11 protein-coding genes are annotated in these 12,674 nt (G+C 69.9%); 4 read left to right on the top strand and 7 right to left on the bottom strand.

The window, feature by feature from the left end; all coding sequences use genetic code 11:
* Positions 1-3 precede the first annotated feature (3 nt).
* Positions 4-2,409: a sucrose synthase gene (locus tag ML01_RS12550; protein ID WP_058555743.1), complete on the top strand. Its 2,406-nt coding sequence runs from the start codon at positions 4-6 to the stop codon at positions 2,407-2,409.
* 37 nt (positions 2,410-2,446) lie between these two features.
* Here ML01_RS12550 and ML01_RS28715 read toward each other — a convergent pair whose 3' ends face one another.
* The 3 genes from ML01_RS28715 to ML01_RS12560 form a co-directional block, all read right to left on the bottom strand.
* Positions 2,447-2,599: a hypothetical protein gene (locus ML01_RS28715; protein ID WP_156427694.1), complete on the bottom strand. Its 153-nt coding sequence runs from the start codon at positions 2,597-2,599 to the stop codon at positions 2,447-2,449.
* Between the two features lie 90 nt (positions 2,600-2,689).
* Entirely contained in the window at positions 2,690-3,313 is a 624-nt protein-coding gene (locus tag ML01_RS12555) for an NUDIX hydrolase (protein WP_371258213.1), read from the bottom strand.
* Positions 3,314-3,445: 132 nt separating this feature from the next.
* Positions 3,446-4,255 (bottom strand): MBL fold metallo-hydrolase, encoded by an 810-nt coding sequence (locus ML01_RS12560; RefSeq protein ID WP_082674227.1) that lies wholly within the window; start codon positions 4,253-4,255, stop codon positions 3,446-3,448.
* A gap of 431 nt (positions 4,256-4,686) precedes the next feature.
* On the opposite strand from ML01_RS12560, the gene ML01_RS12565 reads away from it, so the two are divergent.
* From ML01_RS12565 to phoR, 3 genes are all read left to right on the top strand, one after another.
* Positions 4,687-4,872, top strand: a complete 186-nt coding sequence (locus tag ML01_RS12565) for a hypothetical protein (protein WP_058555744.1) — start codon at positions 4,687-4,689, stop codon at positions 4,870-4,872.
* Between the two features lie 337 nt (positions 4,873-5,209).
* Entirely contained in the window at positions 5,210-5,890 is a 681-nt protein-coding gene (gene phoB, locus ML01_RS12570; RefSeq protein WP_058555745.1) for a phosphate regulon transcriptional regulator PhoB, read from the top strand.
* 52 nt (positions 5,891-5,942) lie between these two features.
* Entirely contained in the window at positions 5,943-7,283 is a 1,341-nt protein-coding gene (gene phoR, locus ML01_RS12575) for a phosphate regulon sensor histidine kinase PhoR (protein WP_058555746.1), read from the top strand.
* 115 nt (positions 7,284-7,398) lie between these two features.
* Here phoR and ML01_RS12580 read toward each other — a convergent pair whose 3' ends face one another.
* The 4 genes from ML01_RS12580 to ML01_RS12595 form a co-directional block, all read right to left on the bottom strand.
* The gene (locus ML01_RS12580; protein WP_058555747.1) at positions 7,399-7,629 is read right to left on the bottom strand and encodes a BolA family protein; all 231 of its coding nucleotides are present in this window, start codon (positions 7,627-7,629) and stop codon (positions 7,399-7,401) included.
* A 125-nt stretch (positions 7,630-7,754) separates the two neighbouring features.
* Positions 7,755-9,341: an ATP-binding protein gene (locus ML01_RS12585; protein ID WP_082674228.1), complete on the bottom strand. Its 1,587-nt coding sequence runs from the start codon at positions 9,339-9,341 to the stop codon at positions 7,755-7,757.
* Entirely contained in the window at positions 9,338-9,844 is a 507-nt protein-coding gene (locus ML01_RS12590) for a Rab family GTPase (RefSeq protein ID WP_058555749.1), read from the bottom strand. The genes ML01_RS12585 and ML01_RS12590 overlap by 4 nt, the downstream gene beginning before the upstream one ends.
* Before the next feature lie 759 nt (positions 9,845-10,603).
* Positions 10,604-12,655 (bottom strand): hypothetical protein, encoded by a 2,052-nt coding sequence (locus ML01_RS12595; protein ID WP_058555750.1) that lies wholly within the window; start codon positions 12,653-12,655, stop codon positions 10,604-10,606.
* Positions 12,656-12,674: the final 19 nt, after the last annotated feature.

Genomic DNA, 12,674 nt, shown 5'->3' on the forward strand with positions numbered 1-12,674 from the left:
CTTATGGAAGCCGACGTCCCGAACGTACAGGTCCCGGCGCTCGCCGCCTATCTCGCGGAGCACCGCAGCCAGGCCCATCGGGTGCTGCACCACATCATCGGCCTCGGGCGGCCGTTTCTGCTCCGCAGCGATCTCACCGATGCCGCCGACTACCTCGAGGCCGATGAGCCCGGGCTCGGCGAGACCCCCCTGACGGCGATGCTCCGCCGCTGCGAGGAGGCGGCCATCGACGCGTCCTGGATCTATCTCGCGCTGCGCCGCCGCGTCGCGCGCTGGGACTATCTGCGCATCCACCTGGAGGCCATGGACCTGCAGCAGGTGAGCGTGACCGAGTACCTGGGCTTCAAGGAGCACCTGGCCACCGGCGGCAACGAGGACCCGTTCGGGCTGGAGATCGACCTCGCGCCCTTCTACCGCGACCAATACAAGCTGCAGGAGGCGGAGTCCATCGGCCGCGGGGTAGAGTTCCTGAACCGCCGCCTCTCCAGCCGCCTGTTCGAGGAGATCGGCAAGGGCGATCAGCGCCTTTTGCATTTTCTGCGCATGCACAGCTATCGCGGCCAGCAGTTGATGCTGAACGCGAGCATCAAGAGCGTCGTGGAGCTGCGCAACGCGCTGCGTCAGGCCTTGATCCCGCTGCGCCGCCGGCCGACCCACGCGCCCTATGCGGACGTCGCAACCGAGCTGCGCACCCTGGGCTTCGAGCCCGGCTGGGGTGCCGATGTCGCGCGCATCCGCGACACCATGGGCCTGCTGCTGGACATCCTGGAGGCGCCGTCGCCGCGGGCGCTGGAGGAGTTTCTCGGCCGCGTGCCGATGATCTTCTCCATTGCCATCCTGTCGCCGCACGGCTGGTTCGGCCAGTCCAACGTGCTCGGCCGCCCGGACACGGGCGGCCAAGTGGTCTACATCCTGGATCAGGTGCGCGCGCTGGAGCGCGAGATGCACCAGCGCCTGATGGAGCAGGGCATTGACATCGAGCCCCGCGTCATTGTGCTGACCCGGCTCATCCCCGAGGCCCAGGGCACGCTCTGCAACCAGCGCCTGGAGCCCATCGCCGGCACCCGCAATGCGCTGATCCTGCGCGTGCCCTTTCGCAACGCGGCCGGCGAGGAGCTGCAGCACTGGGTGTCGCGCTTTCATCTCTGGCCGTATCTCGAGCGCTATGCGCTGGACGCCGAGCGCGAGCTGCTCGCGGAGCTCGGCGGCCGGCCGGATCTGATTATCGGCAACTATTCCGACGGCAATTTGGTGGCGTCGTTGATGTCGCAGCGGCTCAAGGTAAGCCAATGCAATGTCGCCCACGCGCTGGAAAAGACCAAGTACCTGTACTCCGACCTGTACTGGCGCGACAACGAGGACCGCTACCATTTCTCCGCGCAGTTCACGGCCGATATCATCGCGATGAACACGGCCGACTTCATCATCACCAGCACCTACCAGGAGATCGCCGGCACCGACGACAGCGTCGGCCAGTACGAGAGCTATGCGCGCTTCACGATGCCGGGGCTCTATCGCGTGGTCGCCGGCGTCGATGTCTACGACCCCAAGTTCAACATCGTCTCGCCGGGCGCCAACGAGGACATCTATTTTCCCTACACGGCCGATGAGCGCAGGCTCAAGCACCTGCACCCGGAGATCGAAGAGCTGATTTACGGCGGCGAGCGCCGAGGCGACACCCGCGGCGTGCTCGCGCGCCGCGACAAGCCGCTGCTCTTCACCATGGCGCGGCTCGATCGGATCAAGAACGTCACCGGGCTCGTGGACTGGTACGGCCGCTCGCCGGCGCTGCGCGAGCTTGCGGACCTGGTGGTGGTGGGCGGGCACGTGGATGCCGCGCGCTCCGGCGACGACGAGGAGCGCGAGCAGATCGGCATCATGCACGACCTGATGAGCCGCCACGGCCTGGACGGCCAAGTCCGCTGGCTCGGCGTGCACCTGGAAAAGCAGCTCGCCGGCGAGCTGTACCGCTGCATCGCCGACCGCCGCGGCGCCTTCGTGCAGCCGGCGCTGTTCGAGGCCTTCGGGCTCACGGTTATCGAGGCCATGAGCTGCGGCTTGCCCACCTTCGCCACCTGCTTCGGCGGGCCGTTGGAGATCATCGAGGACGGCGTGTCGGGCTTTCACATCGACCCGAACCATGGCGATGTGTCGGCCGAGACCATCGCCGAGTTTCTGCGGCAGACCGCGGCCGACCCGGGGCTCTGGCCGCGCTGCTCGTCCGCGGCGCTGGAGCGCATCGAGTCCCGCTACACCTGGCGCCTGTATGCCGAGCGCATGATGACGCTGGCGCGCGTCTACGGCTTCTGGAAGTACGTGACCGACCTGGAGCGCGCCGAGACCCGGCGCTATCTGGAAATGCTCTATGGGTTGCAATACCGGCCGCTGGCGCGGGCGATGGAGGGGTAAAGCCCGCGGCGCTGCAAGCCGCGCCGCGTCAGGGGTTTCAGAACCTGATCAGGCTCACGACCACGCCGCCGACGGCGACCGTCGTCGCAAAGGACCAGAGCATGAAGCGGTCCATGCGCCGCTGCAGCTCGCGCATGTCCTGCTGTCCGGCTTCGAAGCGCTTGTCGACCTGCGCGAATCCGTCGCGCATTAGCTCGCGCTGGTGGCGCAGCTCAGGGCCGAGGGCCGAGGGCCGAGGGCCAAGGAAAGGCCCTTGGTCCTTTGCCCCCGGCTTGATGCGTCATCGCGCCGGTCGGGCCCGCACGTCAGTCCAACCCGCCGTCTCCGGCACGCCGGAACGCAGCACCGCATCGGCGCGGTAAAGGCCGATCAGCGTCTTGGCGTCGGTGATGGAGCCATCGTCGCAGCGGGTCAGCGCATCGGTCAGCGGCAACCAGTGCACCTCAATGACCTCGTCCGCGTCGTGGCCTAAGTTCACCTCGCTCAGGCCTCGGGCGAGGAACAGGTGGATCACCTCGGCGAACACTCCCGGTGAGGAGTGCATGAGGCCCAGCGAGTCCCAGCTCGCGGCCATGAGGCCCGCCTCCTCGGCGAGCTCGCGCTCGGCGGTGGCGGCGGGGACCTCGCCCGGGTCGATCTTGCCCGCCGGCAGCTCCCACAGCCAGCCGCCCGCGACGTAACGATACTGGCGCAGCAGGCAGACGCGGCCGCGGTCGTCGATGGCCACGGCGGCGGCCCCGCCCGGGTGGCGAATCACCTCCAGCTCCACGTCGCGCCCGGTGGGCAGTCGCACGCGCTCCAGGCCCACATCCACGATCTTGCCGTGGAATACGGTGCGCCGGTCGCCCTCGAGGGCGAGGTCGGTCGTGAGGTCATCGCTCTGCGCCATCGCAATCTCCGTCATCTTGTTTGGGCGGCTGTCGACAACCGCACAGTGCTACTTGGCGGCGCCGGTCAGCCGGCGCTTACCAAAGGGCCAAGGGCCAAGGGCCGAGGAGGTCTGCCTTGGACCTCGGCCCTCGGCCCTCAATCCGACTCATCTGCCGACATTCGGCGCCGTCGAGCCATCTTGTCGCTGCCTCGGCTCCGGCAGTAGCCGTGCGGGCTTTAGATCCGGCTTATCGTTCAAAGCAAACCGCACGCCAGGTTCGGCGACGCGCAGCCCGCTTGCCGCGAGCTCCGTGCCGACCTCAGAGGATTCGTAGTGATACAGCACCATGCGCGCCAGTTGCTCGGGCTTGTATTCGCGCTTCAGGTCGTCCAGGCCCGTATGGGACGGATTGCCGTGCAGGCCGCAGTCGTGAAAGATCCACTCGCCGCGCGCGGCGTAGCGATTCAGGACCTCGGGGATCGGGCGCGTATCGCCGGAATACAGGAACACACCCTCCAACGCGAGCCCGAAGGCGCCGAGGTGCTCGTGGTGGCGCACCGGAAAGGCCGTGAAGCTCAGGCCGCGGTGCCAGAAGCGCTCCGACACCGGCACCAGGTGGAATACGTCCCAGAAATTGCTGCCGCCCTCGGCCAGCAGGTTCGGGTACACCGCGAGGCGGCTTTGTAGCACCGCCACCAGCGGTGTCGGCACGTAGAGCTTCACCAGCGGTGCGCCCGCGGTGGTGGCGAGTTGGTAGTAGAGTCCTTCCAGACCGCCGATGTGGTCCAGGTGCGCGTGGGTGACGAAAACGGCCGGCGGCAGCCCGCCATAGGCGGCAGTGAACGCGTCCAGCGTCGCCGGGCCGCAGTCGATGAGCAGCAGCGGCGCACCGCCCGCCTCCAGCACGGCGGCGGATGAGCCGAGGGCGACGGCGCGGGCATTGCCGACACCCATGAAATGCAGCGAGAAATCCATGATCCTTGAGCCCTGCGCGGGTTGGAGAAACGCCTACCGCTCTTTCTAGCGAGGCAGAGCGGGAGACCAACCAGGGCTCGCAGCCCGCTCGTTGCCGCATTGAACCAAGGGCCGAGGGCCGAGGGCCGCGGGCCGAGGAGGGCTCCCTTGGCCGTCGGCCCTCGGCCCTTTTGCCTGCAAGCGCCGTGTGGTCATGAAACTTGACTCATCTGCAAACATTTGGCGCCCCCAAGCAATTTAGGATGATCAGCGCTGCCGCAGCATCGGCCGCGACGGCAATACCGCCGCCAAACCGGGCTGCATGCACCCTGATGGGGCGTGCGCCCCGGCGGCAAGGCAGCATTCCCTGCCCCGCAACGATGCCGTCAGAATACGCCCTGCCCATGACTGCGGGATTGCGATTCGTCCCATCTCTGCTTCCGGAGGTCAGCATGCAACAAGACAGCCCGCGGCGCGACTGGGCGGCGCTCGAAGACGCGGAGCAGACCGAGCTCCGCGTCGCCTTCGGGCACTATCTGGACGCTTTGCCGCCCACGTGCTCGCTTGACACCAAGATCGAGCGCTTTCGCACCTGGCTCGCGGCACGGGGTATCGACTACCGCGACGAGCCTGGTTGACGGCGTCGTTGCCGAGGGCCGAGGGCCGAGGGCCGAGGGCCTAGATTGCTCGACGGCGCGGAATGTTTGCGGATGGGTCGAGTTTCAACTGGGCGTCGGACTGGCGAGGCGCGTCGGGATCGGGACCGACCCGAGTGCCAACCGATCCCGATCCCGATCCCGATGAGCACGACACGTCGGTCCGAGGCGAAGCCTCGTTAGGAGGATCTCCTCGGCCCTACTTAAATGCGCCTGCCGGCGCGTGGGTAACCTATCCGTAACGGGACGGCAATAGAATCGCGGTCCCCGGAAAGCAAAGTCTTGCTGCGCCGGCGGAAGAGCTGCTGTTGGGGGCGCTATGGCCACTGTACTGATCGTCGATGACGAGCCTGACATCCGCGAAGTGATCCGCTTCGCACTGGAGGAGGGCGGCTTTCGCGTGCTCGAAGCGGGTCACGCGGACGACGCCCGCAAGCTGCTCGCGGAGAACCCGGATCTGGTGCTGCTCGACTGGATGCTGCCCGGCCGCTCGGGCCTAGAGCTTGCCGAGCAGCTCAAGCAGAACCCGAGGACCCGCGCGATGCCCATCATCATGGTGTCTGCCCGCGGCGAGGAAGAAGACCGCGTCAAGGGCCTCGACACCGGTGCCGACGACTACATCACCAAGCCCTTCTCGCCGCGGGAGATGGTCGCCCGCGTCAACGCCGTACTGCGGCGGGCGCGCCCGGGCGAGCTCTCCGACGAGATCGAGATCGGCGGGCTCACCATCGACAACGTGAGCCATCGGGTCAGCGCCGACGGCCGGTCCATCGACATCGCGCCCACGGAGTACCGGTTGCTGCACTTCTTCATGACCCATGCGGACCGCGCCTTCAGCCGCTCGCAGCTCCTGGACCAGGTCTGGGGCGACCGGGTGTATGTCGAAGAGCGCACGGTGGATGTGCATGTGCGTCGGCTGCGCAAGGCGCTGGAGCAGACCGGGCACGAGAACCTGTTACAAACCGTGCGCGGCGTCGGCTACCGGTTCTCCGGCAAGTGAGTGCGTGCCGGCCCTCACACAGGCTTGCGCCTGCCCGGTGGCAGGCCGCCCGATGAGCGCCGACCGGGTGCTCGGCTTCGAGCTTGCCCTGTTGGCCGGGGCTGGGGTCGTGGCGCTGCTGCTCTTGCTCGTGGGTGCGACGCCAGCGGCGGCGCTGCTCGCGGCGACGGCGCTGTATCTGGCCCGCCACCTGTGGCTGCTGTGGCGGCTCGCGCGCTTTATCCGCCGCCAGCATCGCCTCGCGCCGCCGTTTCCGGCCGGCGTCTGGGGCGAGATCTATCGCGCCGTCGGCCGCTACCAGCAGCGCTCCCGCAAGGGCCGCAAGCGCCAGATCCGCTTCCAGCGCCGCTTCCGCGAGGCCGCCGACTCGGTGCCCGACGCGCTGGTGGTGCTCGGCAAGAGCCAGCAGGTGGAATGGGCCAACCCCGCCGCCGCGGCCCTGATGGGCGTGCAGTGGCCGGCGCACGACGGCCGGCGCCTCACCGACGTCTTTGCGCAGCGCGGACTCGGTGAGTACCTGGAAGCCGGCGATTACAGCCGCCCACTGGAGGTCGCCGCCGATCACAATCAGTCGCTCATGCTGTCCATCCGCGTTGCGCCCTTCGGCGAGCGCAAGCGCCAGCGGCTACTGGTGGGCCGGGACATCACGAAGATCTTCCACCTGAACATGATCCGGCGCGACTTCGTCGCCAACGCGTCCCATGAGCTGCGCACGCCGCTGACCGTCATTGCCGGGTTCGTCGAGAACCTGTCCAGCTCCGCGCTGACGCCGGAGCCGCATCGCCGGCCGCTGTCGCTGATGGACAAGCAGACCACGCGCATGCGCACCATCATCGAGGATCTGTTGACGCTGTCGCGGCTGGAGATGCAGGACACGGCGTCGAACCTCGCGCCGGTCAACGTGCCGCAGGAGATCGAGCAGGTGGTGGCCGACGCGCGGGCGCTCAGCGCCGGCGATCACGACATCGTCGTGGACATGGACGAGGACCTGCTCCTGATCGGCAACCAGTCGGAGCTGCGCAGCGCCGTGTCGAACCTGGTCTTCAATGCCGTCAAGCACACGCCGCCCGGCAGCCACGTGCAGGTGCACTGGCACGACGACGGCGGGACACCGGCGCTGCGTGTGGCGGACGACGGCCCCGGCATCGCACCGGAGCACATCCCGCGCCTCACCGAGCGTTTCTACCGCGTCGACAAGGCCCGTTCCCGCGCCTCCGGCGGCACCGGGCTCGGGCTCGCCATCGTCAAGCACGTGCTGAACCGGCACGACGCCGAGCTCAGCATCGCGAGCGACTTGGGACGCGGCACCAGCTTTACCTGTCGCTTCCCGCCAGCGAGCCGGCTGCGGCGTGCAGACAGCGGCGCCTTGGTGCAGGTCCTGCGCGCGCGCTGACGCGGACCGCGGGCGCGGCTTCTTGCACTGCTTGGCGGCGGCAGATGCCGGAAGGCCAAGGGCCAAGGGCCAAGGGCCGAGGGAGCCCTCCTCGGCCCTAGGCCCTAGGCCCTTCCTACGATGCCTCCGCCGGCGTCAGGGTCTTGATGGACAGCGCGTGCAGCTCGCCGCTCGCGATCTGTGGCTTCACCGCGTCCATCACGAGGCGCTGCTTCTTGATGGGGCTCAGGCCGTCGAAGGCGTCGCTGACCACGACCGCCTCGAAATGGGCGCCGTCGCCGGTGACGCTGACCTCCGCACCGGGCAGGCCGGCGCGAATCAGGGCTGCAACTGCTTCTGTCTCCATGGGGTCGTTCTCTCTCGCTTGAGGGGGCATGCATCGGATGGATGCGTGCGACAAGTGGGGGCGGACCCCGCGCGGCTCCAGTCGGACTTCCAGCCCCGCGCCGGGATCGCGCCGGGATCGTGTCCTCAGCCGCCCCGTTCCGCGAGCAGGCTCCGCAGCGTCTCTTGCAGCTCCAGCGGCGGCACCGGCTTCACGAGGTAGCGGTCGGCGCCGGCATCAAGGAGTCGCTCGCGGTCGTCGAGCATGGATGACGCCGACCATGCCAGCAGCACGCCGTCGAACCCGCGTGCGCGCAGCCCGCTGATCAGCGTCGCCCCGTCCTCGTCGCCCAAGTGCACATCGACAATGACGATCCGCGGGCGCACCGCGTCGAAGGCGGTGAGTGCGGCGGCCGGGGTCAGTGCCGCGTGCACCGCAAAGCCGTCGCGCGCGAGGATCTGGCCGTACAGGAGCTGGATCTCGCGGGCATCGTCCACCAACAGCAGCGGGATCGCGGCGGGCGTTGTCGCGCTCGCGCCGGCCGGCGGTGCGAGCGCCGGTGCCGGGATCTCGAAGCCGAACACGGCACCGCCGCCGGGCCGGTCGCCGATGTGCAGCCGCCCGCCGAGCAGGCGCACCAGCTCGTTGCTGATGGCGAGTCCCAAGCCGATGCTGCCGTCGCCGCTGCCCGCGGCGGCCGTGGCGCCGCGATGGAAGGGTCTCAGTACGTGCTCGCGCTGCGCCACCGGCACCCCGGGGCCGGTGTCCGCCACCGCCGCCGTGAGCCGGCCGTCCAGCCAGTCGAGCCGCAGCTCCACGAAGCCCTGCTCGGTGTACTTGAGCGCGTTGTTCACCAGGTTGATCAACACCTGCCGCAGCCGCGTCGCATCGGTCTCCGCGCGTGGCGGCAATGCCTGCGGCGGGAGCACGCGGAAGTCCAGCCCGCGGCGTGCCGCCTGGGGCGCCAGCAGCCGCTCCAGCTCCGTCAGCAGCAGCAGCGGGTCCATGGGGGCCGGGTTCAGCGCCAACTGGCCGGTCTCCAGGCTCGCGTGATCGAGCACGTTGTTGACCAGCGACAGGAGATGCTGGGCGCCGGACTGGATCGCATCGAGGCTCCGCTCGGCAGCGACGTCGCAAAGGTCGCCGCCGACTGCCGACTCGGCCGCGTCGCCCGCGCCCGCCACCGAGCGCTCGCGCAGCAGCGCCGCATGGCCGAGCACCGCCGTGAGCGGCGTGCGCAGCTCATGCGACAGCCCGGCGATGAAGCGGGCCTTGGCGGCGTTCAGTGATTCCAGCGCGCGGTTCTGGGCCTCAAGCGCCGCGCGGGCGGCCTCGAGCTCCGCCAGCGTCGCGGCCAAGCGCCGATTCAGCAACGCACGTTCGTTGGCTTGCTGTTGGGTCGCGACGCGCCGATCGTGCTCCGCGGCCGCATCCAGCAGCAGCACCCGGGCGCCGTCGGTGCCCGGCTCCAGCAGCACGTCCGCGTGACCCCCGGCCGGCAGCTCCACCATGGGCCAGTGCTCGGGCCCCAGCGCTGCGAGATCGAGCCCGATGAGCAGCGGCAGCCGGTGGCTGACGTCATCGCCGGGACGGAGCCCGTCCAGGCCGTAACGGGTGCTGTCGCCGCTGATGGCGAGCAGCGCCCCCGCCGAGCTGATCTGCACCAGACAGGGCCGTGCATGCGCAAGCACCCGCTCGCGCAGCCGCCGCGCCATGGCGAAGGGCACCCTCATGGGGCGGCGTCCAGCAGGCCGCGGGCGAGCGCCTCGAAGGCGAGGTCCACGTTCTCGCCGGTCAGCGCACTCGTGTCGAGGCGGGCGAGCGCGTTGCCGAACAGGCCGTCTGCGGCGTCGCGCGGCAGCTCGCGCTGCGCCGCGAGGTCGCACTTGTTCGCGAGCAGCACGTGCGGCAGCGGCCCCAGCCGCGCGCTGACGGCGTCCCAGAGCTCCCGGCAACAGTCGAGCGTCTCGGCGCGGGTGACGTCGGCCACGAGCAAGAGCCCCGCGGCGCCCCGGGCGTAGCGCAGAAAGAGCTCCGTCGGGGTATCGGTGCCGGCGACGTCCCAGATGGCGAGCTTGAGCGCGCGGCCGTCGTGCAGCGTTACGGTCTTGGTGTCCACCTTGACGCCGACGGTGGTCAGGTACTTGTCGCCGAACTGCTGCTGCACGAAGCGCCGCACCAGGCTCGTCTTGCCGACGGCAAAGTCGCCGAGGATGCAGATTTTGCGGCTGTTCACGCCGTTGCTCCGATTGGGTCAGGTTGTGCGACGACGCCGGGGGAAGGGCCGAGGGCCAAGGGGGCCTCGGCTCTAGCGAGGCTTCGTCTCAGACCGATGAGGCGTGCTCATCGCTATCGAAATCGCTATCGAAATCGAAATCGAAATCGAACCGAGTGGCGACCGATCCCGATCCCGATTTCGATTTCGACGCACCTCGCCAGTCCGACGCCCCGATCGAAACTTGACTCATCTGCAAGCATTCGGCGCCGTCAAGCAATCTAGCGAGGCAGAGCCTCAGACCGACCAGGGCGCGGCGCCTGGTCTTGCGCAGCCCGCTCGTCGGGGCATTGAACCAAGGGCCAAGGGCCAAGGGCCAAGGGCCAAGGGCCGAGGCGGGCTCCCTTGGCCCTTGGCCCTCGGCCCTTTCTGCAAGCGCCGTGTCGTCGTGAAACTTGACTCATCTGCAAGCATTCGCCGCCGTCAAGCAATCTAGTGCTTCGCTCCCAATTTCCCGAGACCGTGGTTCCATCGTTGTCGTTGTCGTTGTCGTTGTCGTTGTCGTTGTCGTTGTCGTAATCGAACGTGCGCCGTGTTGACGGGCGTTGACTGGAGTGTTGACCTCCAGGTCAACACGGCGACACGAGCCGACCGGGAGGTCGGCTCTCCGGCCCGGCCCGGGCCGCTCCGGATCGGCTATCGACCCGCCCGCGACGACCCAAGACGGTCTCAAGACGTCCGCGCCGCTGCACTAGTCGGCCTCAGGCAGCGCCTCGCGACTCACTCGCCGACCCGCGGCGGCAGGCAGGGGCCGGGCTCCGGCAGCCTGAGGTCAACCCGCAGATCGACGCGCCGCTCCGCCGGCCGGGCCACCGTGGCGGGCTCGAAGCCTGGCGCCGACTCGGTGGCGAGCAGCGCCGCCGGCACGCCAAGCGCGCGCCAGCGCGTGGCGGCGAAGGCGGCCCGCTCGGCCCGCAGCCACTGGTTGCGGGCCGGCGCGCCGAGGCCGTCCGAGTGCCCGATGGCGACGACACGCACGCGGGCGCCGGGCAAGGCGTCCGCGAGCGCGGCGAGCCGCTGCATCAGCGCCGCGCCGCGCTCCAGCACGGCACCGCCGCCGGGCAGGGGCTCGCTATCCTCGCCGAACAGGAGCCGGAGCTGTTCGAGCTCCGCCGCCAAGCCGCGGGCCTCGGCGGCCTCGCGCGCGACGAGCCCCGTGGTCGTGCAGCCGGTAAGCCCGGCGACGCCGGCGAGTCGCATGGGCAGCGCGCCGATCCAGGCGGTAGCCGCAGCCCCGGACAGCCGCAGCGCCGTGCCGTCCAGCTCGACGCGCACGGTGGGCGGCGGCTCGATGGCCGCGCGTACGCGCCGGGCGAGGTCCGCGAGGTCCGGCGTGAGTGCGATGTCCAGCGCATCAACGCCCGCGGGCGGCAGTGTGAAGGCACGCACGCGGCTGATCCAGTCCGCGGGCGCCGTGCCCTGGACGTGGAGCACGCCGGCATCGAGGTCGAGCGTCACGCCCGGCGGTGGCCTGAGCTGGCGGCGGGCGCGCTCCAGCACGATGGCCGGATCGGCGGACACGTAGGGCTGGGCCTCGATGCGCAGGCGGGCGCGGACCCGCGGGTCCTGCACGCGCTCGGCGGGCGGGCCGGCCACGGCGGCAGACAGGGGGTCCGCCAGTAGGGCCGCGCGAATCTCGCGCCCCGGCTGCCAGTCGAGCAGCGCGAGCCCCGGCGTCGCGGCCAGCTCGGCACGGGCGGTGGCGACGCGCCGCTGCCAGTCGTAGGACTGCCAGCCGGCCCAGCCGATGGCGGCGAGCAGGAGCGCGAGCGCCACCAGCCAGGGCCACCAGGCAATGCGCGACGCGGCGGGGCCGCCGTCGCGATATTCCAGCGCCAGGCACTCCTCCAGCAGCGGGTGCACCAGCCTGAGCCGTGCCTTGTCGCCGTCGAAGTGGGCAAGGCCGGCGCTGAAGCCCGCATGAATCCGCCGCAGCACGCCCTCCAGCTCACCCCGCAGCGACCGCGGCGGCAAGCCGCTGATGGCGCAGGCGAGCGTCGCGTGCGGGCCGCGCAGCAGCCAGAGGGTGCGCGGGCCGATCTCGACGGTCTCAAGCGCATGGCCCGCGGCGCTGAAGGACTCCTGCACGAAGTCCTGGATGGCGGTGAGCATGGCGGAGATCGCGTCCTCGTCCTTGAGGGTCGTCTCGGTGGCGGCGACGGCGTGATCGACGAGCAGCCCCGTTTCGTTGTGGATCAGATAAGCGGCCTCCACCCGGTAGACCAGCATGTGGCTCAGCACGACTTCGCCAAAGGGACGACCGCTGCGCCAGGCCTCCCAGCGCCAGCGCAGGCCGCGCGCCGACAAGCTGTGCTCGACGACCTGGTTGATGGACTGCACCAGGCCCTTCAGCGTCTCCGCGACGGCGCGCCGGATGGCCGGGCCGATCACCGGGAACAGTGCGTCGGCGAGCCGCGACGGGTCGCGCGCGACCGAGCGGTGCAGGCAGGCGTCCACCGGCTCCAGCAGCGCCTCCGCGAGCTGCGGGTCCGCGTTGGCGCGGGCGTGGATGGCCTGCGGCAGCACCTCGGCAAGGGCTGCCGCGCGCAGCTCCGGGTCGTCGAGGCGCTGCTCTAGGTCGGCGAGCCGACTCGGGTGGTTGCCGAGCAGCAGCCGGCGCAGGGCGTCGAAGGCGCCGGCGTCGTCGCCGGGCGCTGTCGCGGCATGCGCCGGCGGCTCGGGTCGCGTCGCGGCTGGAGATGGCTCGCGCGGCTCCGTGCGCGCTGCGGCGCCGTCGGATGCGGCCGGATCGACCGGGAAGGGCTGGAGCATCGCGGCTGTCGTTTCGCCT

The sequence above is a fragment of the Thiohalocapsa sp. ML1 genome, from assembly GCF_001469165.1.
GTDB lineage: Bacteria > Pseudomonadota > Gammaproteobacteria > Chromatiales > Chromatiaceae > Thiohalocapsa.

What these genes read in the sequence shown, in the direction of transcription:
- ML01_RS12595 (WP_058555750.1), bottom strand. Translation starts at nt 12,655, where the DNA reads ATGCTCCAGCCCTTCCCGGTCGATCCGGCCGCATCCGACGGCGCCGCA.
- ML01_RS12580 (WP_058555747.1), bottom strand. Translation starts at nt 7,629, where the DNA reads ATGGAGACAGAAGCAGTTGCAGCCCTGATTCGCGCCGGCCTGCCCGGT.
- ML01_RS12560 (WP_082674227.1), bottom strand. Translation starts at nt 4,255, where the DNA reads ATGGATTTCTCGCTGCATTTCATGGGTGTCGGCAATGCCCGCGCCGTC.
- ML01_RS12550 (WP_058555743.1), top strand. Translation starts at nt 4, where the DNA reads ATGGAAGCCGACGTCCCGAACGTACAGGTCCCGGCGCTCGCCGCCTAT.
- phoR (WP_058555746.1), top strand. Translation starts at nt 5,943, where the DNA reads ATGAGCGCCGACCGGGTGCTCGGCTTCGAGCTTGCCCTGTTGGCCGGG.
- ML01_RS28715 (WP_156427694.1), bottom strand. Translation starts at nt 2,599, where the DNA reads ATGCGCGACGGATTCGCGCAGGTCGACAAGCGCTTCGAAGCCGGACAG.
- phoB (WP_058555745.1), top strand. Translation starts at nt 5,210, where the DNA reads ATGGCCACTGTACTGATCGTCGATGACGAGCCTGACATCCGCGAAGTG.
- ML01_RS12585 (WP_082674228.1), bottom strand. Translation starts at nt 9,341, where the DNA reads ATGAGGGTGCCCTTCGCCATGGCGCGGCGGCTGCGCGAGCGGGTGCTT.
- ML01_RS12565 (WP_058555744.1), top strand. Translation starts at nt 4,687, where the DNA reads ATGCAACAAGACAGCCCGCGGCGCGACTGGGCGGCGCTCGAAGACGCG.
- ML01_RS12555 (WP_371258213.1), bottom strand. Translation starts at nt 3,313, where the DNA reads ATGACGGAGATTGCGATGGCGCAGAGCGATGACCTCACGACCGACCTC.